Genomic DNA, 22,608 nt, shown 5'->3' on the forward strand with positions numbered 1-22,608 from the left:
CTTACCTAAGGCAGCGCAGCCGCGATTAGTTCGCAGAACTCGTCCGCAGAACGGACTTTCATGACATCATTTGCATCAAGCGTAACGCCCCATTTCGCCATCGATTCATAGCGGGGTTGGCGGTGCTTCATCGCCCGCGCATACATCCAGCGGATAAAGTCGTCTGGATTAACTTCGCTCTCTACTATCTTGCTTTCAAGTAAATAAGTTTCCCAACAACCGGTGGTAAATTCTGTATCATAGCACATCGGCTTGGGTGACTTGTCAAAGCGTCCGACCAATGATTGTCTATGCGCATCGCTGCCTTTGATCCAGACAAGAAGTGCGTTGTTGGCCAAAGCGTTCAAGATAGGATCATTGGGATCCTCGGCATCAACCCACTCACAAATAGAGCCGCCAGTGTCGCAAACAAAATTATCGTAGCCGTAGATGTCCTCGGCGCGCTCCATAAACTCACTCGTGTCGAGAAGGGCTTGCATTTCAGCGGCCTCAAACTGTTTTTGACGCTTCATGTAGGCATCAAAGTTTAGGCCACCCTGCTCCTCGTTTCCGGGTTTTCCGGTGTATGCCGCAACGGCAGTAAGGTCGTGATCGTGAATATTTGGAGCAATATGGATGGCATCAGCCAGAAGCATTTCCCGCAAGAACGGGACTTTCATCGCTTCGCGCTTGCAATTGTCCGCAATCGGCTCGGCCATGTAATGCGTGCCGATACGGTAATCGATAGAGTAGTGAAACCATGTGCCGGTCTGTTGAAGCATCTCCGAGACATAGGTTTTGCCCAAGCCAGACATCGCAAACAAAACGATCCGCTTGTGTGGGGCGTCGCGCCATTCTTGTGCTGAATTATAGAGCATGGGCAGCGCCCCTTCGCAAAATCTACTTGGAGACTTGAGATAGCCCTACAAAGGCACCGGTGCAAGGCGGCGCTTTGCAAGGTAGATAAAGAAAACCCCGCCACTTCGGATGAAGGGCGGGGCGGGGATAGTGTGAGTAAGTAGATTTAAAAGTTATAGCCAAGGCGAACGCCGAAGCCCACGACGCTTGCATCGCAGAAGGTAATATCTGTGCCGTCTAGCGGCGGTCCCGCTGGTGCCGGTACGTCTTGATCGCCAAGTTTGCCGTAAGATACGCCCGCGGTAATTTTCATCGGACCTTCGGTGTAAGTAGCTGCGAGGCCGAAAACATCTGATCTGTTTGTTGGTGCCAGTAATCTATCACTTGGGCACGCGCCCGCTTGGGCTTTAGAGTATGTCGCCGCAACTAACCATTTATCGGATATTCGCGGGTCAGGTCGATAGAATAGTCTGTCTTATCATTATCGAAATCAACGAATTGCCCCCCTCCCAGCGGTTAGATTAAAGCTGTCATACGTTGCGTGTCTCACAGTGCTAAACATAGCTGCCTGTTTCACCACCGGCTTCAAATAGCGGGCCGATAAATTGGTTGGAGCAGTCAATGCCACCCGCAGCTGCAAGTGAGGTCGTGACGAGAAGTACTGCGCCTGCTGTTGTTCGTTTATTCACTATCTCTTCCCTGAATGAACGTTGGTTTAAACCTGCTTAATTTGTTAGCAGGCAAGCGGTTTTCCGCGCGATTGTCACGCGGCGTTAATCAGGGGGTCCAATAGATTGACGCGAGTAACGTGAATAGATTTTTAGGTGCGTGAATTCCGCGTCTCAGCCCAAATATTTGTGTAATTTGCTCCGAAGATGATCGCAGCGCCAACAAACACCCAAGGGTCCAAATGCTCGCCGAATAAGATCATCGCCAAGACTGCAATAAGAGGCAGACGCAGAAAATCAATCGGTACCACAAGCATTGCGGGTGCTAATGACAGCGCCTGAACCAAACATGCATGCGCCAGCAATCCCGCAAAACCGATGATGATTATGAACGGTGCCATAGCAAGGGAAGGGGCTGCGATATCACCATCGATTCCTGCGCAGATTATGCCAAACACTGCTTGTAGACCGACCAACCACGTCAGGATTGTCAGCGTCGATTGATCTGCTGTCAGCTTTCGCGTGAATAGGATAGAGCCTGCGAAGAAAATTGCCGAATTCGCCGCAGTCAGCGTACCCACCGAGATGCTGCCCATCGTGGGCCGTGTTACGATTAGAACACCCAAAAAACCAATGAGCGCTACGAGGATGCGTACCCGCGTTAGGCGTTCACTTAAAAGTAGAGGCGACAGGATGAGCACCCATAGCGGTGTTGTGAATTCTAGCGCAAAAAGCTGGGCGAGGGAGATCAGCGTTAAGGCATAAAACCAAAGGTTCTGTCCCGTAAAATGACAAATGTTGAGGATAAGATGGAGGCCGAACCGATCTGTTTGAATGCGCCGCACCCCTCCAGATGCAAAAATGATCGTCGCCATGACAACAACGCCGATGAGGCTGCGATACGTCATGATCTCAAACGTATCCAAATCCACAGATACAACCCGGCCAGCCAACGCCATGGCTGAAAAGCTGACGACAGCGCCAAGCATCCAAATGCAGGCTTTGAGTTGCGATGTCATCCGAACCACCGCCAATCAGACATTATGCCCACCGGAACATCCCGATGATACCAGCGCTCGCGTAGAAAAATTGCAGTAGCAACATGGCTCTGTGATTACACAAAAAGGCCCACAAGCCGATCGAGAATGACGAGATCAGCAGCAAACAAAACCCCCAAAATTCATAGCCAGAATTTGACGCCACCAACAATGAGTATGCAATGGCAGTTCCTACGCCAAACCATTCAAGTGCTTTTTCTTTTGTCATTTGGTTGTCCAATGAAAATCTTAGCCACTCCTAACGCCGACGCCTGCAAAAAGGTAGCTTTGTTCGCACAGCCGAAAGCTAAGCGTTCAAATACCCTGCGGCGAGCGAAATGAATGCCCCAACATGAACAACCATGATGGCGCGGTCTTTCCACATCACTCCGACTGCGAACCACAGGAAAATACCGGCGAAGAAAAAGAAGATGTTATAGGGTACCATATTGAGGCCTGTTAAGCCGTAGCCAATCAACTGGATGATTGTCGCAATCCACTTGAGCGTGTCCACATAGGGGCCTTGGGTTTTCTCAGCAACTGGCAGGTCTATCAACGGCTCAACTGACGGCGCATCAGGAGTCATTCCCACTCAATTGTTCCCGGAGGCTTAGAGGTAATATCGTAGGTCACGCGGTTGATGCCTTTGATTTCGTTGATAATGCGCGTCGCTGTCTCGCCTAGGAATTCATGACTGAACGGATAGTAGTCGGCGGTCATGCCGTCGACGGAGGTAACTGCTCGCAATGCGCAGGCGAAGTCGTAGGTCCGCCCGTCGCCCATGACGCCGACTGTTCGAACGGGCAGGATCGCGACAAACGCTTGCCATATCTCGTCGTAAAGACCGTGTCTGCGGATCTGATCGATGTAGACAGCATCGGCTTCACGCAAGATTTCAAGCTTTTCACGGGTGATTTCGCCGGGACAACGGATTGCAAGGCCTGGCCCCGGAAAGGGATGACGACCAATAAAGCTTTTGGGCAAACCAAGTTCGGCGCCAAGCGCGCGTACTTCGTCTTTGAACAGTTCACGAAGTGGCTCGACCAGCTTGAGGCCCATCTTTTCGGGCAGGCCGCCAACATTGTGGTGCGATTTGATCGTCACACTCGGCCCGCCACTAAATGAGACGCTTTCAATCACATCCGGATAGAGCGTTCCCTGCGCCAGAAATTCTGCGCCCTCAATGCTGTCTGCGTGTTTCTGAAACACATCAATAAACAGCTTTCCAATAATTTTTCTTTTGGTTTCAGGATCACTTACACCGTCAAGTTCACCCAGAAACAGCTCTTGCTCATCTGCGTGGATGAGTTTCATGTTGTAGTTGTCGCGGAACATGGTCACGACTTCTTCGGCCTCTCCTTTGCGCAAGAGCCCGTGATCAACGAAGACACATGTCAGCTGATCCCCGATGGCTTCATGCAGCAAAACGGCCGCGACAGAACTGTCCACGCCGCCTGACAAACCGCAGATTACATACTTATTGCCAACTTGCTTTCGGATCGCGGCGATGGCTTGTTCGCGGTACGCGCCCATTGTCCAGTCGCCGGTGAAGCCCGCCATTTCAACGAAATTTTTGTAGAGAGCCGCCCCGTTGGGTGTGTGGTGAACCTCAGGGTGGAATTGAACCGCGTAGAAATTACGCGACAAATCTGCCGTAATCGCGAAAGGCGCGTTGGGTGACGTGCCGTAAACGTCAAAGCCCGGCGCAATGGCAGACACGTGATCACCGTGGCTCATCCAGACTTGTTCTTTGCCCTCTGCAAACCAACCCTCAAGCAGCGTGAGACGGGTATCTGCGGGGGTCACAAAGGCGCGACCAAATTCGGCAGTTCCGTGACCTGTGTCTACGCGGCCACCCAACATGTGCATCATGACTTGTTGACCGTAGCAGATGCCAAGGATCGGCACACCCATGTCAAACACAGACGCTGGCGGACGTGGCGAGCCTTCGCGGGTCACACTGTCTGGTCCCCCTGACAAAATGACCGCTTTAGGCGCGAATTCCGCCAAAAAGCTGTCGGTCACGTTCTGATAGGGGTGAATTTCGCAATACACACTTAGCTCGCGCAGGCGGCGGGCGATCAGTTGCGTAACTTGGCTGCCAAAATCAATGATGAGAAGGCGTTCGTGGGGCGTTTTCTGTGTCATGGGCGTTGATTATGCGCGAGTTGTGCTTGTGGCAAGAGAACATGTCGTTTTTACGCCAGAAGGGGCGGATATGGTGGCGGCAAACATCTGTCCACGCACTAGGTTACCGTTCAAACGAACACAAGAGGGGCTCAGAATGTCTGATACAGCAACAACTACACGCCGTGCACGTGGTGGCGGAGGCGCTGCGCGACGTGCGGCGCGGACGGCTGTCTCATTTGATACGGCCAAATATATCGAACGCAACATCCCCAATTTTGAACTTTTGAGCGACGAAGCGCTTAGCATCATCGAAGAAAACGCGGAAACCTTGCTCGAGCAAGTAGGGGTGGCTTTTGTTGATTCTCCCGAAAGCCTCGAGCGTTGGAAGGCCGCTGGTGCATCTGTTGACGGCGAACGCGTGCGGATACCGCGTGGATTGGCCCGTAAATTGTGCAGTACTGCGCCCTCGAAGTTCACCCAACATGCCCGTAACCCTGCGCGTAACGTTGAGATTGGTGGCGATACCCTAGTGACGGCACCTGTCTATGGTCCTCCGTTCGTGCGAGACAAAGACGGCGGCCGCCGCTACGCAACGATGGATGACTTCGTTAAATTCGTGAAGCTTGGCTATATGTCGAAATGGCTTCACCACTCTGGTGGCACGGTTTGTGAGCCAACAGATGTGCCTGTGAACAAGCGCCACCTTGATATGCTGCTTACGCATATGCTGTATTCGGATAAGCCGTTTATGGGCTCCGTGACAGAACCAAGCCGTGCACAAGACAGTGTTGAGATGTGTGAAATTCTGTTTGGAAAAGAATTCGTCCAAGAGAACACAGTGATGACGTCGCTCATCAACATTAACAGCCCCATGACATTCGATTCGATCATGATGGGGGCGCTTGAAGTCTACGCCAAGAATAACCAAGCCTGCATCATTTCACCGTTTATCGTGGGCGGCGCGATGGCTCCAGTGTCTGTCATGGGTACGTTGACGCAGGTTTTGGCCGAAGTGATGGCGGGCATTGCCTACAGTCAGATCATCCGCCCTGGTGCTCCAGTTATTTTCGGCACATTTGTGACATCGATCGACATGAACTCGGGCGCGCCCACGTTTGGCACCCCGGAAGCGAGCCAGATTTTGTACGGTGCAGGCCAACTTGCCCGCCGCATGGGGCTGCCGTTCCGGTCGGGTGGTGGACTTTGTGCGTCTAAGCTACCCGATGCGCAGGCAGCTTATGAGACTGCAAACACGCTGAACGCAGCGCTGATGGGCGGCGTTAACTTTATGCTCCACTCATGCGGTTGGCTCGAAGGTGGCCTTGTTGCGTCATTCGAGAAATTCGTGATGGATGCAGATCAACTTGGGACGTTGCACAAAATGGCCGAAGGTGTCGCCCATGACGAAAACGCTCAAGCAATGGGCGCGATCCGTGAAGTAGGCCCGGGCGGTCACTATCTTGGGTGCGACCATACGCAAGAGAATTTCAAATCGGCGTTTTGGAAGTCTGACGTGTTTGACTACCGTCCGTTCGAAACATGGGATGAGGACGGCGCGAAAGACACCCAATATCTTGCATCGCAGCGGGTTACCAAGATGCTGAGCGACTACCAGCAGCCTCAGATCAACCCCGAGATCAAGACTGCCTTGGAGGCCTATGTGGCTGAGAAAAAAGCGTCCATGCCTGACGCGTTTATGTAGGCTTTGGGGTTAACCACTTTTAGGCGGTCTTCGCAGACTGTTTCTTTATTCTGAACAATGGCCGCCTCGATCAAGAGCGCGGCCATTATCATGACATGGCGCGATGGTTGGTAATTTGCGTTATGCGCTTTGCGCTGTTCGTTGAGTTGTTCTTCTGCTGCCATGAGGCGGGCCAATGCTTTTTCTCCAGTCACAGCAGGTTCGGTTTTCAAAAGCTCAGCGAGTAGTTTTTCGCGATTACAAAGGTTTTTTGGGTTTCTTGCCGCGGCCAAAAGCAATTTGGGGCGTTTGATGTGGCTGAGTGTACGTAGGGCTTGGGTCATAATGGTCTCCATAATCGTAAAAGCTATTCATTTTACGAAGCCATCATCACACAACCTATGCGGGTGTTTCGTAGAGATTTTATGAGCGCGCGGACCTCTTACCAATTGTTATCGATTTGGAAAAAATAATCGAATTGCGGCAATTATGTTAACGCCTCGGTAATGTTTGCCCGCTTAAGTTGCATTGTCCTGTGGGTAAATCAGTGGATAGTTTTTGTATAAGGGGAGGCCAAATGTCTAGTGTTACCGTTTCCAAGGTTTCAGGCGCGTTATCGCAGTCGCTGCCCGATTGGGTGCCGCAATCTGCCCGCAACTACATTCTACACACGGAAAAAGGGTGTTCGATCAGAGAGCTTGCCCGTGATTTGGGCTGCCATGCGTCTACTGTAAGCCGTCAGGTCAAGCGGCTTGAACGCCGCCGCGAAGACATATTGGTGGACGAGGCGCTGCGGACATTGGGAGCAACGGGACAGGGTGTGACGCCAACGGGGCGTTCGGGCCAAAAATCTGCCGACATTGCAGTGCGCGTCGCGGAGGCTGACATCTGTACAGACGAAGCAACAGTGAACCGCGAGGCGCGCCGCATTTTGCGCCGTTTGGTTGAGGCGGGTGCCGTTTTGGCTGTGGCCCGCGACATGGAAAAAGCCGTTGTGGTGCGCACTGGCGCGGACGGGCAAACCACAAGAACTGCAACTGTGGACCGGCCTGTTGCGAATGCAATGGCGCTAAAAGACTGGATTTCTTGCATCACGCCTTCACGTATTTCGCGTTACTTCATTACCTGTGCTGGCCGTGCGGCGTTGAAAACGCTGATTGAGGTCGGTGATGATGCAAAGCTAAGTGCGCGGACCGTAACGCAGGTTCATACGTCTGAGACAACTGACCCTCGGACGGCGCGCTATTCTCTTCGCGAAAGCCCGCTTGTGGTTTTGTCGCGGCGTAAAAGCAAAGACGGTGCGGCATTTTTGTCTGATGAACATGTGTCCGCAGGCGAGCGTTTGCGCGAAGATTTTGAGCTGGCGCAGATCGATGTAGGCGCAAATTTTGACTGGCAAGCGGCATTGAGGGCACCAGAAGAACCTACGGCCACAAGAGATGCCCAAAAACGTGTGTTCGCCGCACTTCATGATCTTGGGCCCGGTCTTGGGGATGTTGTGCTGCGCACGTGCTGCTACCTTGAAGGCCTAGAAGCGGCCGAGCGTCGCATGGGATGGGCTGCGCGTTCTGGCAAAGTGGTACTACGCATCGCCTTAGAGCGGCTCAAGCGCCATTACTCAGATGTTTACGGTGCACACGGGCGTTTTGTGGGGTAGTCAGCCATTCGGTAAACACATAGCAGACAACACCGCACACCCCCTAGGCATTGGCAAACCGAAGGGCTATATCTCAAATATCTTGATAATTGAGGTAGCTTCATGGCCACGCCCCGCGATTTGAAAATTCCTGCACAGCGCCACCCTGAAAAGCAGCGCCGTGCAGACGCTCCGCAGCCGAAAAAACCAGATTGGATTCGGGTTAAGGCGCCTGTTGGTGAGGGCTACAAGAAAACCCATGAAATTATGCGTGAGCACAAGTTGGTAACAGTTTGCGAAGAAGCTGGTTGTCCCAATGCTGGTGAATGCTGGAACCAAGGTCACGCCACGATGATGATCATGGGGCAAGTATGTACGCGCGCTTGTACGTTCTGCAACATCGCAACGGGTAAGCCGCCAGAAGCGCTTGATGTGTTTGAACCGGGCCGTGTTGCAGATGCGGTGAAAAAGCTTGGGCTTAACCACGTTGTCATAACCTCTGTAGACCGTGATGATATCGAAGATGGCGGGGCAGCACATTTTGCACAGACACTCCGTGCGATCCGGCGTCAATCACCCAAAACGACGATCGAAATCCTGACGCCAGATTTTATTCGTTGTGATGACAGTGCGTTAGAAGTTGTTGTTAATGCTAAGCCTGATGTGTTCAATCATAATCTAGAGACTGTTCCCGGGCTTTACCCCGAGGTCCGCCCGGGCGCGCGGTACTTCCATTCACTGCGTCTTTTGCAACGCGTAAAAGAGCTTGATCCGACAATCTTTACCAAGTCGGGCATCATGGTTGGCTTGGGTGAAGATAAGCAAGCAGTCGTTCAAGTGATGGAAGATATGCGTGCGGCTGACATCGATTTTCTGACGATTGGTCAGTACCTTCAGCCAACGCCAAAACACCACGCTGTTGATCGTTTCGTCACGCCTGATGAATTCGCATCGTATGAGAGAGCTGCTTATAACAAGGGCTTTTTGATGGTATCATCCACGCCTCTGACACGATCAAGCTATCATGCAGGTGACGATTTTGCGCGCCTGAAAGCAGCCCGAGACAAGCGGCTGGCCGGCGCTTAATCCGGCCATTTTCTATCAATCAGTAAATCGTACTATACCAATATGGTTAAGGTTGCGATTTCGTTGTGCGTAATCAATGCCGTACCCAACAACAAACTCGTCTGGGATAGCAAAACCAACCCAATCCGCTGAAATATCCACCTCACGGCGGCTTTCTTTATCCAACAGAACGATGCTTTTCATCTTTGCTGGTTTGCGTGCCTGCAGCAGGCCAATGACGTGCTTCATCGTGTATCCTGTATCAATCAAATCTTCGACGACAAGAACATGACGCGCTTCAATTGCGCCGCGTAAGTCCTTGAGAATACGCACTTCACGGCTGCTTTCCATGCCGTCGCCGTAGCTGCTTGCCTCTAGGAAATCGACTTCCACATCAAGATTCAACTCACGTACAAGATCGGCAATGAACACAAAACTGCCGCGCAACAGCCCGACAACCACAAGCTTATCAGCGGTAGAAAACTCTGCCTCAATCTCACGGGCAAGTTCTTCAATGCGGGCAGCAATTGCCTTGGCGGTGATCATTGGATCGATGACATACGGACGCGACATATTGGGCAATCCCCTTGATTTTCGCGCGCGAGCATACGACATCTGGCAGGCCTGTCATCAACGAAATTGAATCATGCCGACACATACCGACACAAAAACACTGCCATACACTGCGCAGCAAATGTACGATCTGGTCGCGGATGTGGCGTCCTATCCTAAGTTTTTGCCGTGGTGCGCGGCCGCGCGCATTAGAAGTAGGACGGAGCAAGACCAAGGTGCATCTGAGGTTATGCTTGCGGATCTGGTCATCAGTTTCAAAGTGTTCCGCGAACGTTTTGGTAGCAGAGTGGTTCTGTATCCGAACGATCAGAAGATTGAGACAGCCTACATTGATGGCCCATTCAAATATATGGAATCGACTTGGAGTTTCAAAGACGTAGAAGGTGGTGTTGAAGTAACCTTCTTTGTAGATTTTGAATTTAAGAACGCCATCCTTCAAGGCATCATTGGCGTTGTGTTTAATGAGGCGATGCAGCGGATTGTGCGCGCATTTGAGCGTCGCGCTGACGCACTTTACGGTGGCTAGAACGCAAACGGCCATTCCGAAGAATGGCCGCTATTTAGTCTATCAAGTTGGACGCTAAGTTACGACGTTGTATCGTAGGCACGCTCACCGTGTACTGCCAAATCGAGGCCGGTCTGCTCTGTTTCTTCATCGACACGCAACGGAGTAATTGCCCTCACGATGTAGACCAAAGCGATTGTGACGACGGTAGTGAAAACGCCTACGATTGCGAGTGATCCAAGTTGCGCAACCCACGTGCCTTGGCCAACCAAGGCAATTACGATTGTGCCGAAAATGCCGCCCACACCGTGTACCGCGAACACATCGAGCGTGTCGTCAATTTTGAGTGTGTTGCGAACCAATACGACGGCCTCTTGGCACAAGATGCCAGCAACGCCGCCGATGCACAGTGCCGTTACAGGATCAACAAAGCCAGACGCGGGCGTGATTGAGGCCAGCCCTGCGATTGTCCCAGTCACGATCCCAACAAGAGAGGCCTTGCCAAACTTGATCTTTTCCCACAATGCCCATGACAATGAGGCGGCCGCCGCTGAGATATGCGTGACTGTCAGAGCCATTGCGGCGCCACCATCTGCCGCCAGTTGGGATCCACCGTTGAAGCCGAACCAGCCAATCCACAGCATTGCAGCGCCGATCATGACGTAGCCAGGATTGTGGGGGGGCTTGCTTTGCTCTTTGCGCGCGCCAAGCATCACCGCAATAATAAGTGCTGCGAGGCCGGCTGTCTCGTGGACTACGATGCCACCAGCGAAGTCGCGGGCACCTGTCTCACCAAACATGCCGCCGTCCGCCAACATGCCGCCACCCCAGATCCAGTGAACCACAGGTGCGTAACAAAGCAGCATCCAAAGGCCGGAAAAGAGCAGAACAAACCCAAAGCCGACGCGCTCAACATATGCGCCGACGATCAGCGCCGGTGTGATGACCGCAAAGGTCATTTGGAAGGCAAAGAACAGAACCTCGGGGATTGTACCTGCCAAAGTGTCTGCGTCGATGCCCGCAAGGAACATCTTGTCCAAACCGCCCCAATAGCCGCTTGTACCGCTGCCAAAAGCGATGGAATATCCGAAGGCTAGCCACAATACGCTCATTAAACATGCGATTGCGTAGCAGTGCATAAACACGCTCAAAACGTTGCGCGAACGGACCAAGCCGCCGTAAAATAGTGCCAAACCTGGCAATGTCATAAATAGAACCAACGCCGTTGCGACGATGATCCAAGCTGTATCTGCCCCTACCATGATACCCTCCTAAGGTGGTTTTGAGGTGCAATAAGCATGGGGGTTGCGCCCGATAAAGAGGCAGTGTGTCTATGTGTGTGCTTAAATTATCAGCAAGCTGAGTGTGCGCGAATACTGTGCGGTAGTGTAGCCTATTTGCTTAATTAATAGGCGAAACGCAAATCTACTGGCTTTCAAAAAACAGTATCAACATACCAAGCGCATGGTCCCGAGCAGCGCTACGGACATGTGTCCGCCCCAAAGCGCCAAACTCAATCGTTTCTGTGAGACAGGTGTCCGTCGGTTCGTCAAAAAGGGCAAAACAAACGCGCCCCTCGGGTTTGAAGTCAGAGCCACCTGGCCCCGCAATCCCAGTGATTGAGACACTTGTCCGCGCATCAGATCGCGCCACAGCGCCCCGCGCCATTTGCTCGGCCACTTCTGTACTTACGGCGCCGTGTTGGGAAAGTGTCTCATAGGCGACGCCAAGCATCATTTCTTTTGCGCTGTTAGCGTAAGTTGTGAACCCACAAACGACCACATCCGAGCTGCCAGCAATTTCTGTGAGCGCTGCACTGACCATGCCACCGGTGCAACTTTCGGCAGTTGCGATCGTACGGCTGACGCGCCGTGCAGCCTCAAGGGTTTTGTGGGCCAATTCAGAGTGCATGGGCGAGCCCCGCCAAAACAATTACGCCAATTGCTGCAAAAATACCGGCGATGACATCATCAAGCATCACGCCCCAATGGTCATGTCGGCGGTCGGCCATGCCGACCAACCAAGGTTTCCAAATGTCAAAAAGGCGAAAAAGCGCAAAAGCAGCGATCCATCCGGGCCAAAGTGCCAGCAGATCAACACCCGCAGCCTGTGAGCCGATTATAACGGGCAAAAGTGCGATCCATTGACCAATGACCTCGTCGATCACAATAATCGACGGGTCGTGATCGTCACTTCCCGCGGTCATGATTTTTGTGGCCCAAACGCCCTTCGCAAAACCCACAATCAAAGCGACGCCAAAAAGAATGGGCCCGCCGAGTGTGGCGAGCGCCCACCCAAGCGGAAGGGCAGCAAGCGATCCCCACGTGCCTGGGGCAGGGCGCATGTGGCCGGCATACCCCACGGTACCAATTAAATGAGCGAGTTGTTTCATAGTTTGATCAACGTGGCGGTTGCCAGTGAAGCGATGCCTTCGCCACGCCCTGTAAATCCGAGTTTTTCGGACGTGGTCGCCTTTACACTGACCCGCGCAAGGTCGAGCCCCATGATCTCGGCCATTTTTTCGCGCATTTGCATCGCAACCGGCCCGATCTTTGGAAATTCACAGACCAATGTGCAGTCAACGTTTGAGATGGTATACCCGCGCTCCGTCGCGCGGCTAACGGCGTGGCGCAAAAAGATGTCTGAGGCGGCACCTTTCCATTGCGCTTCACTTGGCGGGAAATGCTGTCCGATATCCCCATCCGCAAGGGCGCCGTAAATCGCGTCCGTTACCGCATGCATGCCGACGTCCGCATCAGAATGACCTTGCAGGGCGCGATCAAAAGGCACTTTCACACCGCATAGAATTACATGATCACCGTCACCAAAACGGTGCACGTCATAGCCATTGCCAACGCGAATATCCATGGCAGCCTGTCCTTTCAAAATACGTGCGGCGCGGGCAAAATCTTCGGGCGTCGTCACTTTGATATTGTCTTCTGAGCCGGGCACAATCTGAACCGGTATATTTGCCGCGCGGGCAATCTCCACATCGTCAGCCGCATCGCCTCTATGGGCAAGATGGGCCTCTAAAAGGGGGGCAAGGTGAAACCCTTGGGGTGTTTGCGCGCGCATCAATTTGCTGCGATCTTGTGTGCCTGACACGTGTTCGCGGTCATGTGTCCAAAGCGCGTCGGACACCTGAAGACCCGGTGCAGCACCGGTGCCGGTATTAAGCGCCGCAATCACGTTATCCATCACAGTATCTGAGACACACGGGCGCGCCACATCGTGGATTAGAACCTGATCAAAGCCTTGCTTTTGCGCTTCTTTTAGTCCGCATAGAACTGATGTATTCCGCGTTTTACCGCCAACAACACGCGTGACCCCATCGAATGAGAAACCCCCGATGTCACGCTCCATATCATCTTGATGAAGCACCAGAATGATAGTGGACACGTGTCTGCAGGCGCGAAAGCGGTCAAGCGTCCATGCTGCAATAGGACGCCCTGCAACATACTGCCATTGCTTTGGAATGTCGCCACCAGCACGGGTCCCACGGCCAGCTGCGACGATAATGGCAGCGGTCTTTGGTTTGATGTCGTGCGCAGAGGTCATGAAGATACGGTGTATCAATCTTTACGGGCGATACAACTGAAATGGCGTGCATTAAAATTGCGGGATTGATTAAAATATAGGCAGAAGACATTTTTTGTCTAATTTATGTGCAGTTTAGCGTTGTGTGCGCTCTGTAGATCGCTAGGCATACAAGAATGAACTCTTCTGCCGACCGATCAACAACACTCAGTCTTCCGAACCCGCCGGTTATGCTTGCTCCGCTCGCAGGCATTACGGATTTGCCGTTCCGCAAGCTGGTGAGCAAATTCGGGGCCGGTCGCGTGGTCAGTGAAATGGTTGCGTCACAAGAGTTGCTGAGCAGTCGCCCTGGAACGCGCGAAAAAGCAGAGCTTGGTGCCGAGGTTGAAAATACCGCAGTTCAGCTCGCGGGCCGTGATCCTGAATGGATGGCTGAGGCCGCGCGTCAGGTTGCCGATATGGGCGCAAGGATTATCGATATCAACATGGGATGTCCCGCAAAAAAGGTCACCAGCGGGTATTCAGGCAGTGCCTTGATGCGTGATTTAGACCATGCGCTTAAACTAATTGATGCAGTGGTTGAGGCCGTGAAGTTACCGGTGACCCTAAAAACGCGCCTTGGTTGGGATGATAATTTGCTTAACGCGCCCGAGTTGGCGGTGCGTTCTGAGCAAGCGGGCGTGCAACAGATCGTCATTCATGGTCGCACCCGCTGTCAGTTTTACAAAGGTGCCGCGGATTGGGTGGCGATCGGGCTGGTTAAAGATGCGGTGACTATTCCCGTCATTGCGAACGGTGATATTACGGATGCACAAACAGCACGCAGCGCACTTGATCAATCAGGGGCCGACGGGGTGATGATAGGCCGTGGTGCGCAGGGCCGTCCGTGGGTTCTGACCGAAGTTGCCCATGCGGTTTACGGCGATCAATCTGCCATTTGTGCGCCGGATGTTCCGCGCGGGGCTGATCTATGTGATCTGGTTTCAGGCCATTTTGAAGACATGCTGGCGTTCTACGGAAGCTCTCTTGGGGGGCGCGTGGCACGTAAGCATTTAGGCTGGTACATGGATTTTGCACAAACGCCAGCAGCACTTCGGCGCGAAGTTCTGACTGCGGATCCAAGTGTCGTATTGAGCCTTTTGCCGCTCGCCTTGCAACACTATCAGGAGGCTGCGTAACAATGGACCGCTCACTTTGGATTTCACTGCCGTCGCCTGTCGTTCTTATCGGGGCTGATGATTGCGTTATTGATATGAATCCGGCAGGCGAAAGCTTTCTGAATGTATCGTGCAAGTCGCTGATCGGGAAGTCGCTTTGGGATACGGTTCTACGCGCGGCATCGATGGAAGGCGCGATGCAAAAAGCGCGCAGTAGCCATTCAACCCTTTATATCAACGACGTCATTGTGGGGGACGCTGGAAAAGGTGGCACGGCGTACAATATTCAGGTGGCGCCGCTTCAAGGTACGGAAGGCGGCATGATTATACTAATGTCGCCGCGTGAATTGACCACGCGCATCGATACATCGCGGACGTCCCATTCTGCGGCGCGATCTGCGATTGGCATGTCCGAAATGCTTGCCCATGAGATTAAGAACCCGCTCGCTGGCATAACGGGTGCTGCGCAACTTTTATCTATGAACCTGTCAAGCGGGGACAGGGAAATGACGGACCTCATTGTTGAGGAAACCCGCCGGATTGTGAAGTTGCTTGATCAAGTTGAGATGTTTGGGAACCTCCAACCACCAGAGCAGAAAGTGGTTAATATTCACGACGTTCTGAACCGTGCTCGGCGGTCGGCGCTGGTCGGTTTTGGTGCGCATATGACCATCGCAGAGCACTATGACCCATCGCTGCCATCGACACTTGGTGACGCGGATCAATTGCTGCAGGTCGTTCAAAATTTGTTGAAGAATGCCTCGGAGGCGGCGGACCGCCGTGGGGGGCATATCGAAGTTCGGACTTATTATGAGCATTCGCTGAGAGTGCGGCGCGCCGACGGTGAACATGCCCCGTTGCCGCTTCAGATTGAGATTATCGACGACGGGCCTGGCCTTCCGCCCGAGTTGGAAAATGACATTTTTGAACCCTTTGTATCGGGTAAAGAAAATGGGACGGGACTTGGGCTGGCGCTGGTTGCGAAGATCGTGGCTGACCACCATGGCTGGCTGCGGGTTGAGAGTGAACCCGGCAAGACGATGTTCCGGATTAGTCTGCCGCGTGCGCCAAAACATATGAAAGAACATACGGAATGAATGACCGCCAACTTATTGTTTTGAGGACCTATTAATATGGATGGCACTGTTCTTGTTGCTGATGACGATCGCACAATTCGAACTGTTTTGACCCAAGCACTGACCCGCGCAGGATGTAAAGTGCACGCGACCGCAAGCATGGTGACGTTGCTTCGATGGGTCGAAGAAGGGAAGGGGGATTTGGTCGTTTCGGACGTGGTTATGCCCGACGGTAACGGCCTTGATGCGCTACCGCATATTACCAAAGTGCGGCCTAATTTGCCGGTGATCATTATCTCGGCGCAAAATACAATTATGACTGCAATTCAGGCCACTGAGAAAGACGCCTACGATTATCTCCCCAAGCCGTTTGATTTGCCCGATCTGATGAAGCGCTGTGCCAAGGCGCTTGAGACAAAGCGGAAAAGCCCTGCGGTTTCACCGCCGCCTGTGAAGGACGAGGATGAGTTGCCTCTGGTGGGGCGGACTGTCGCAATGCAAGCGCTTTATAGGTTAATTGCGCGGGTGATGAACACGGATCTATCAGTGCTTATTCTGGGCGAAAGTGGGACGGGAAAATCGCTTGTAGCACGGGCAATTCATGACTTTTCTGACCGCCGAAGCCTTCCTTTTGTTGTTGTTGGCGAGCGCGATTTAGAAGGTGTTGATGGTCCGGCGAATGTGTTGTCGCGGGTACGTGGTGGATCGCTTGTTTTTGACGAAATTGCTGATCTCAGTCTTGAAGCGCAAGCGCGGGTGGTGCGGATGTTGGATAGCATGCCGGAACCTGCGCCGCGGGTTATGGCCGCTAATCAGTCAGGGCTGTCTGAGCGTACAGAGCAGGGTTTGTTCCGCGAAGATTTATTCTACCGGCTGTCTGGCGTCACACTTTCTGTACCGCCTTTGCGTGAACGCGTGGAAGATATTGAACTTCTTGCCGGTCATTTTTTGAGCCGTTCTGATCGAAGCGGGGGGCCTGCAAAGTTTTTCTCTGATGAAGCGATGGACCTGCTTCGCAACTATAGCTGGCCCGGAAACGTGCGCCAATTTGAACACGCGATCAAGCGTTTGGTCGTCACTGTCGCAGAAGCGCAAATCACCGAAGCACAAGTGGAAATCATGCTTCGCAACCAGCCAGCCGCTAGCACAACACTGCGCGCGCGTGAGGGGGAAAAACTGTCAGCATCGGTCTTTAAACATTTAAGACGATACTTTGATCTGCACGGCGGAGAGCTGCCGCCCGATGGGCTTTATGGTCGAATTCTACGCGAAATTGAAATGCCGATGATTGAGATTGCGCTCGATGCGACTGGTGGTAACCAAGCTAAATGTGCCGAACTTCTTGGCATCAATCGCAATACCTTGCGAAAAAAGATTACTGGTCTCGATATTGAGGTGACACGCCGCCGCAAATTGATGTAAATACATCACATAAGCGTGGCCAAATGGTCGCATAGCGCCTGCTAAGGGTGCGCAAGGCTAGGATGAGGCGAGATGAGGCTACGTGCGGACCGCAGGTTTTGGGATCGGCTGAGCCGATTTTACCGGCGCCGTAGTACCCGCAGCGCGTTTTCTGTTTTTGTCGTAGCACTCGGTCCCATACTCGCAATTGCAACGTTTACCGTTCTTGGTCCGCTGCAAGATCAAGCAGTTGGGAACAGTCTTCGGCTCGTGCTGTTGGCGGACCTCGTCTACGCGCTTGTTGTGGCGACCATGGTTGCCAGTCGTGTTGCGCAAATGATTGCAGCACGACGTGCGAAATCTGCAGGATCACGGCTGCATTTAAGGTTAACGGGTGTTTTCGCCCTTGTTGCCCTCCTTCCAACCATTCTAGTTGCGATTTTTGCGGGTCTTACAGTGAACGTGGGGCTTGAGGGCTGGTTCTCGGACCGGGTGCGCGGTGTGGTTGGCGCCTCTTTAACGGCAGCGCAAGCCTATGAAACCGAACAGCGCGAAGACCTAATTCGGGACGCACAGATACTCGCGCGCTTTTTGAATGTGTCACAGCGGGACGGGGTATTGAGTGATGCAGAACTGCGGCTTGTGTTGGGTCAAGTGCAGCCAACAATCCAAAACCCGCTGGCCGAGGCGTTTATTATCGATGGCAACGCTGAAATCCGCGCGCGCGGTGCGGGCAGTTATTTGTTCAATTATGAAGAACCTGCTGAACGGTATTTCAGTGAAGCACGTGATAACGGCGTTGCAGTGATTGAGGATTGGGGGCGTGACGAGTTTCGTGCGCTTGTCCCTCTTGCAAATTCACTGGATCGGTTTGTTTATATCAGCCGCGAAGTTGACGGCGCTATTTTGCAGTTGCTGGATGACACCCAGCAAAGTGCCAAATTGTACCAACAATTAGAACAAGACCGTGGGCGTCTTTTGTTTGAATTTGGCCTTCTCTATCTTGGGTTTGCTGTCATCTTGATCCTTGCAGCGATCTGGTTGGGCCTTTGGTTTGCAGAGCGCCTAGCACGACCCGTTGGTAGGCTGGCCGGTGCGGCGCGTCGAGTAGGGATGGGGGATCTTGATGTTGTTGTGCGCGAAGAACGCGGTGACGATGAGATTTCTATGCTGAGCCGGTATTTCAACCAGATGACGCGGCAGCTAAAGCAACAACGAGACACGCTCCTCGACAGTACCCGCCAGATTGAGCGCCGCCGTCGTTTGTTTGATAGTGTACTATCGTCTGTTACGTCTGGTGTGGTTGGGCTTGATGCTGCTGGCCACGTTTCATTTGTGAATAGATCGGCAGAACGATTGCTTAGGCTTGATCCTGATCTGGAGGCACGGGTCATTTCAGAAGCTGTGCCTGAGTTTGAGCAACTTTTTGAAGATGTAAGATTGAACAATAACAAAGTAGTACAGGCAGAAGTTAAGGTTACACGTAATGGTGTGATGGAAAACCTTCTTGTGCGAATTGCCCCACGCATCGGAAGCGATGGCACCGAAGGATATGTAATATCGTTCGACGATGTGACCGATTTGGTCAGCGCACAACGGATGGCTGCTTGGGGGGACGTCGCGCGCAGGATTGCGCATGAAATCAAGAACCCGCTGACCCCGATTCAGCTAAGTGCTGAACGGATTAAGCGTAAGTTTGGCCGCGAAGTTGAAGACGCAGAAGCGTTGGAGCAAATGACCGGTGTTATTGTGAGGCAGACTGGCGACTTGAGGCGGATCGTTGATGAGTTCTCGAAATTTGCCCGTATGCCAGAACCACAGCGCCGCGAGGAGGATTTGTCACAAATTCTACGCGATGCGGTGACGCTTCAATCTGCGGGTGGTTTGAAGATCACTGCGGATATTGCGCAAGGTCCGATTTGGGCTGATATCGATGCGACAATGGTAGGTCAGGCGCTCACAAATCTTATTAAGAACGCCTCAGAGGCTATTGAAAGCTATGAGGGAAAATATGGCGTGCGGCCGCGAAATCCAGAAGTATCGGTCAGCCTAACAACCGTTGACCATGCGGTGCAAATTATGATTTCGGATAATGGTATTGGGTTGCCAGTAGATCGCAGCAAGCTGTTTGAGCCCTATGTGACGACCCGAGACAAAGGTACTGGCTTGGGGCTACCGATCGTCAAAAAGATCATCGAAGAACACGGCGGCTCTCTATCATTAGAAGACGCAGAGCCGATGGGCGGCAATACCCACAGCGGGGCCTCTGCAATTGTGACCCTGCCTGTATTACCAATGAAAAACCAGATAAAATGATGCACAAAAGACAGCACGGAGCTAGGTTGGCATGAGCCATATTTTGATCACAGATGACGAGCGAGATATCCGCGAATTGGTTGGGGATATTTTGAAAGACGAGGGATTTGACGTAAAGCTCGCAGGCACCTCAACCGAGTGCATTGCCTCTATCAAAGACGAAGTGCCCGCGCTGATGATCCTCGATATTTGGCTTAAAGACAGTGACATGGACGGAATTGATATTCTGAAAACTGTCAAGCGAGAGCACCCCGAAGTGCCCGTTGTCATCATTTCCGGGCACGGAAACATTGAGATTGCAGTCGCGGCCATTAAGCAAGGCGCTTATGATTTCATTGAAAAACCGTTCAACATTGATCAATTGATGGTCGTGATCACGCGCGCCATGGAAACGTCGCGGCTTCGTCGCGAGAATGTGGCTTTGAAGCGGACGGGAAGTCAATCGGCGCCAATGATTGGTCATTCTGCGGCGTTCAAGACACTTCGAAGCCAGTTAGATAAAGTGACTAATTCTAACGGTCGCGTGATGCTGACTGGTCCCGCCGGCGCGGGGAAAGACGTCGCGGCACGCTATATTCACGCACAATCGCCGAGGTCAGATGCTCCTTTTGTGACAGTTAATTCGGCGGGGGTTGATCCCGAGCATATGGAAGAAATCTTGTTTGGCCGTGAAACCAGTAAAGGTCCCGAGCCCGGACTTTTGGAGCAAGCAAGCAGCGGCGTCATTTATTTTGACGAAGTCGTTGATATGCCTCTTGGCACGCAGTCTAAAATTTTGCGGGTTTTGGTTGATCAACAATTCGTACGGGTTGGCGGCGCGGAGAAAGTGAAAGTCGATCTTCGTGTGATTTCCAGTTCAAACCGCGATTTAGAGAAAGCAATTGCAGATGGTGCGTTCCGCGAAGAGCTGTATCACCGTCTGAATGTTGTACCCGTAACGGTGCCTGGCCTTGATGAACGCCGCGAAGACATCCCTGTGCTGGCAGCACATTTCATCGAACAATTGCATCAGAGCCAAGGGTTGCCGCTGCGCGAGTTAACTGAAGAGGTAGAGACGCGCCTTCAAACCATGAATTGGCGTGGCAATGTCCGTCAGTTGAAAAACGTGATTGAGCGGGTTTTGATTTTGGGCGACGACACCGGTCCCATAGATGTGGCGGATTTACCAAACGATGATGCAGGCGCGGGGGGCGATGATACGGTTGTTGTGCCAAGTGCGTTGGCTGCTTTGCCGCTCCGTGAGGCTCGTGAACTCTTTGAGCGCGAGTATTTGCTGGCACAAATTAACCGCTTTGGTGGCAACATTAGCCGTACAGCCACGTTTGTGGGTATGGAAAGGTCCGCTTTGCACCGCAAACTGAAGACGCTGGGTGTGGTGACAAGCTCAAAGGGGGGCGCGCGCGTTGCTGAAGTGTTTGATGATACTGCCGACGCGCAGAACAATTGACGTAAAGCGCGCCGCGTGTCACCCACACAGAACTACGATGATTGTTAGGGAAGCCCCATGAAGGTCATTATTTGCGGCGCAGGACAGGTTGGCTGGCAGATTGCGCGCCATTTGGCATCTGAAAACAACGATGTGACAGTTGTCGACAACAATGCCGAACTCGTTCGCCGGGCGACAGAAACCCTTGATGTTCAAGGCGTTGCTGGCTTTGCAAGCTACCCAGATGTGCTTGAACGTGCGGGTGCGCGGGACGCTGATATGGTGATCGCCGCGACCCATTCGGATGAGGTCAATATGGTGACGTGTCAGGTGGCGCATTCGGTGTTTGAGGTCCCACGCAAAATCGCGCGCCTGCGGGCGCAGTCTTATCTTGATGCAATTTACTCTGACCTCTACCGCCGTGATCACCTGCCGATTGACGTGGTAATCAGTCCCGAGCGCGAAGTTGCACAAGCCGCCTTGCTGCGCCTTTCAAGCCCGACTGCTTTTGACACAGAGTTTTTCCTCGACAATAAAGGACAGCTTTTGGGGTTAACGATTGGTGACGATTGTCCTGTTATCAACACGCCACTGCGTCAGTTGACGGACCTGTTTTCAACGCTGCGCGCCCTTGTTGTGGGCATTCGCCGCGAGGGTGTGTTGTTTAAGCCCGAAGCTGGTGATCAGATTTTCGCGGGTGACGAGTGCTATATTTTCGCGGACGTCGCTGACGTGTCTCGGACCCTTGAGATTTTTGGCAAAAAGGCCCGTAAACAAGAGCGGGTTGTTCTGATTGGTGGTGGTAATGTTGGGTTGGCGGTTGCCAAAGCCCTTGAAGAGCAACGCCACCGTATCCGTGCAAAAGTAATTGAGAAAAACCGTGCCTGCGCCGAACGGGCTGCGGATGCGCTGGAAAAAACCATTGTGCTACACGGTGATGGTTTGGATCGCAATTTGCTGCGGGAGGCCAATATCGACAGCGCCGATGCCGTTTTGGCCGTGACCGACGATGATAAGACCAATATCTTGGCGGCCGTGCGCGCCAAAAATAACGGCTGTCCGATGGCGATCTGTCTGATCAATGATCCCACGCTGGTCCCACTTTTGGCCCCTCTGCAGATTGATGCCTATATCAACCCGCGCGCCACTACGGTCAGCTCTATTTTACGGCACGTGCGGCAAGGTCGCGTGCGTCACGTTTACTCGGTTGGCGATGCTGAGGCGGAAGTGATCGAGGCACAGGTACTTTCAACCAGTCAGCTTGCTGGTCGCAAGATTAGCGAGATTGACCTGCCCGAAGGTGTGATGGTTGCGGGGCTGTTGAAAGGCGGGAAGCTGATCAAACCGGTAGGTGCGACGCGGATCGATGAGGGCGATGTCGTTGCGCTGTTTGCCATGTCTGCTGATGTGGCCGAGGTGGAGCGGCTCTTGCAGGTTTCCATCGACTTTTTCTGATGCGCGCACAGATTGAACAATATCCACTGTTTGTCGTTTTGCTGGCGATCAGTGGGATGGCTATGATCGTTCCGGCCGTCGCAGGTTATCTAAGCCGCGATTTATATG

At 52.8% G+C, this 22,608-nt stretch carries 23 protein-coding genes; 10 read left to right on the top strand and 13 right to left on the bottom strand.

From position 1 onward, the window contains the following. Positions 1-5: 5 nt before the first annotated feature. The 7 genes from ACTF5M_RS03450 to guaA all read right to left on the bottom strand — a co-directional run bounded on the left by ACTF5M_RS03450 (position 6) and on the right by guaA (position 4,690). On the bottom strand, positions 6-857 hold the full coding sequence (locus tag ACTF5M_RS03450; protein WP_438959688.1) for an ATPase: 852 nt from the start codon (positions 855-857) through the stop codon (positions 6-8). A gap of 146 nt (positions 858-1,003) precedes the next feature. Next, complete coding sequence (locus ACTF5M_RS03455; RefSeq protein ID WP_438959689.1) at positions 1,004-1,150, bottom strand: hypothetical protein; 147 nt, start codon at positions 1,148-1,150, stop codon at positions 1,004-1,006. A gap of 241 nt (positions 1,151-1,391) precedes the next feature. Next, a complete protein-coding gene (locus tag ACTF5M_RS03460; RefSeq protein WP_438959690.1) occupies positions 1,392-1,526 on the bottom strand; it encodes a hypothetical protein in 135 nt (44 codons plus the stop codon). 131 nt (positions 1,527-1,657) lie between these two features. Next, the gene (locus ACTF5M_RS03465; RefSeq protein WP_438959691.1) at positions 1,658-2,524 is read right to left on the bottom strand and encodes a DMT family transporter; all 867 of its coding nucleotides are present in this window, start codon (positions 2,522-2,524) and stop codon (positions 1,658-1,660) included. A 22-nt stretch (positions 2,525-2,546) separates the two neighbouring features. After that, on the bottom strand, positions 2,547-2,771 hold the full coding sequence (locus ACTF5M_RS03470) for a hypothetical protein (protein ID WP_048597573.1): 225 nt from the start codon (positions 2,769-2,771) through the stop codon (positions 2,547-2,549). Between the two features lie 78 nt (positions 2,772-2,849). Further along, on the bottom strand, positions 2,850-3,128 hold the full coding sequence (locus tag ACTF5M_RS03475; protein ID WP_438959692.1) for a DUF6552 family protein: 279 nt from the start codon (positions 3,126-3,128) through the stop codon (positions 2,850-2,852). Next, positions 3,125-4,690, bottom strand: coding sequence for a glutamine-hydrolyzing GMP synthase (guaA, locus tag ACTF5M_RS03480; protein ID WP_438959693.1), 1,566 nt, complete (start codon positions 4,688-4,690; stop codon positions 3,125-3,127). Before guaA ends, ACTF5M_RS03475 begins: the two co-directional genes overlap by 4 nt. Before the next feature lie 136 nt (positions 4,691-4,826). Here guaA and ACTF5M_RS03485 point away from each other — a divergent pair, with 136 nt between their 5' ends. Continuing rightward, positions 4,827-6,374, top strand: coding sequence for a trimethylamine methyltransferase family protein (locus tag ACTF5M_RS03485; RefSeq protein WP_438959694.1), 1,548 nt, complete (start codon positions 4,827-4,829; stop codon positions 6,372-6,374). Here the strand turns inward: ACTF5M_RS03485 and ACTF5M_RS03490 are convergent. Then, on the bottom strand, positions 6,329-6,697 hold the full coding sequence (locus ACTF5M_RS03490; RefSeq protein WP_438959695.1) for a DUF6477 family protein: 369 nt from the start codon (positions 6,695-6,697) through the stop codon (positions 6,329-6,331). The two genes, ACTF5M_RS03485 and ACTF5M_RS03490, sit on opposite strands and share 46 nt — an antisense overlap. A gap of 233 nt (positions 6,698-6,930) precedes the next feature. Between ACTF5M_RS03490 and ACTF5M_RS03495 the strand changes: the two genes are divergently transcribed. Continuing rightward, positions 6,931-8,010, top strand: a complete 1,080-nt coding sequence (locus tag ACTF5M_RS03495; RefSeq protein WP_438959696.1) for a DUF6456 domain-containing protein — start codon at positions 6,931-6,933, stop codon at positions 8,008-8,010. Positions 8,011-8,112: 102 nt separating this feature from the next. After that, complete coding sequence (lipA, locus tag ACTF5M_RS03500; protein ID WP_438959697.1) at positions 8,113-9,075, top strand: lipoyl synthase; 963 nt, start codon at positions 8,113-8,115, stop codon at positions 9,073-9,075. Positions 9,076-9,090: 15 nt separating this feature from the next. On the opposite strand, the gene hpt is transcribed toward lipA, so the two are convergent. Then, positions 9,091-9,627, bottom strand: a complete 537-nt coding sequence (gene hpt, locus ACTF5M_RS03505) for a hypoxanthine phosphoribosyltransferase (protein ID WP_438959698.1) — start codon at positions 9,625-9,627, stop codon at positions 9,091-9,093. A 73-nt stretch (positions 9,628-9,700) separates the two neighbouring features. Between hpt and ACTF5M_RS03510 the strand changes: the two genes are divergently transcribed. After that, a complete protein-coding gene (locus tag ACTF5M_RS03510) occupies positions 9,701-10,153 on the top strand; it encodes a type II toxin-antitoxin system RatA family toxin (protein WP_438959699.1) in 453 nt (150 codons plus the stop codon). A gap of 59 nt (positions 10,154-10,212) precedes the next feature. Here the strand turns inward: ACTF5M_RS03510 and ACTF5M_RS03515 are convergent, their stop codons facing one another. The 4 genes from ACTF5M_RS03515 to ACTF5M_RS03530 form a co-directional block, all read right to left on the bottom strand. After that, positions 10,213-11,394, bottom strand: a complete 1,182-nt coding sequence (locus ACTF5M_RS03515; protein ID WP_438959700.1) for an ammonium transporter — start codon at positions 11,392-11,394, stop codon at positions 10,213-10,215. Between the two features lie 163 nt (positions 11,395-11,557). Beyond that, positions 11,558-12,043: a CinA family protein gene (locus ACTF5M_RS03520; protein ID WP_438959701.1), complete on the bottom strand. Its 486-nt coding sequence runs from the start codon at positions 12,041-12,043 to the stop codon at positions 11,558-11,560. After that, positions 12,033-12,524: a phosphatidylglycerophosphatase A family protein gene (locus ACTF5M_RS03525; protein WP_438959702.1), complete on the bottom strand. Its 492-nt coding sequence runs from the start codon at positions 12,522-12,524 to the stop codon at positions 12,033-12,035. The genes ACTF5M_RS03520 and ACTF5M_RS03525 overlap by 11 nt, the downstream gene beginning before the upstream one ends. Then, positions 12,521-13,690, bottom strand: a complete 1,170-nt coding sequence (locus ACTF5M_RS03530) for a bifunctional 2-C-methyl-D-erythritol 4-phosphate cytidylyltransferase/2-C-methyl-D-erythritol 2,4-cyclodiphosphate synthase (RefSeq protein ID WP_438959703.1) — start codon at positions 13,688-13,690, stop codon at positions 12,521-12,523. Before ACTF5M_RS03530 ends, ACTF5M_RS03525 begins: the two co-directional genes overlap by 4 nt. A 155-nt stretch (positions 13,691-13,845) precedes the next feature. On the opposite strand from ACTF5M_RS03530, the gene dusB reads away from it, so the two are divergent. From dusB to trkA, 6 genes are all read left to right on the top strand, one after another. After that, positions 13,846-14,847, top strand: coding sequence for a tRNA dihydrouridine synthase DusB (dusB, locus tag ACTF5M_RS03535; RefSeq protein ID WP_438959704.1), 1,002 nt, complete (start codon positions 13,846-13,848; stop codon positions 14,845-14,847). Between the two features lie 2 nt (positions 14,848-14,849). Next, entirely contained in the window at positions 14,850-15,923 is a 1,074-nt protein-coding gene (locus ACTF5M_RS03540) for a two-component system sensor histidine kinase NtrB (RefSeq protein WP_438959705.1), read from the top strand. A gap of 36 nt (positions 15,924-15,959) precedes the next feature. Beyond that, a complete protein-coding gene (locus ACTF5M_RS03545; RefSeq protein WP_438959706.1) occupies positions 15,960-17,324 on the top strand; it encodes a response regulator in 1,365 nt (454 codons plus the stop codon). Between the two features lie 72 nt (positions 17,325-17,396). Then, positions 17,397-19,619, top strand: coding sequence for an ATP-binding protein (locus tag ACTF5M_RS03550; RefSeq protein ID WP_438959707.1), 2,223 nt, complete (start codon positions 17,397-17,399; stop codon positions 19,617-19,619). A gap of 31 nt (positions 19,620-19,650) precedes the next feature. Then, entirely contained in the window at positions 19,651-21,066 is a 1,416-nt protein-coding gene (gene ntrX / locus ACTF5M_RS03555) for a nitrogen assimilation response regulator NtrX (RefSeq protein ID WP_438959708.1), read from the top strand. 57 nt (positions 21,067-21,123) lie between these two features. Beyond that, complete coding sequence (trkA, locus tag ACTF5M_RS03560; protein WP_438959709.1) at positions 21,124-22,500, top strand: Trk system potassium transporter TrkA; 1,377 nt, start codon at positions 21,124-21,126, stop codon at positions 22,498-22,500. The last annotated feature ends 108 nt before the right edge of the window (positions 22,501-22,608 follow it).

Origin of the sequence: Nereida sp. (assembly GCF_965655635.1) — a bacterium.
Lineage (GTDB): Bacteria > Pseudomonadota > Alphaproteobacteria > Rhodobacterales > Rhodobacteraceae > Nereida.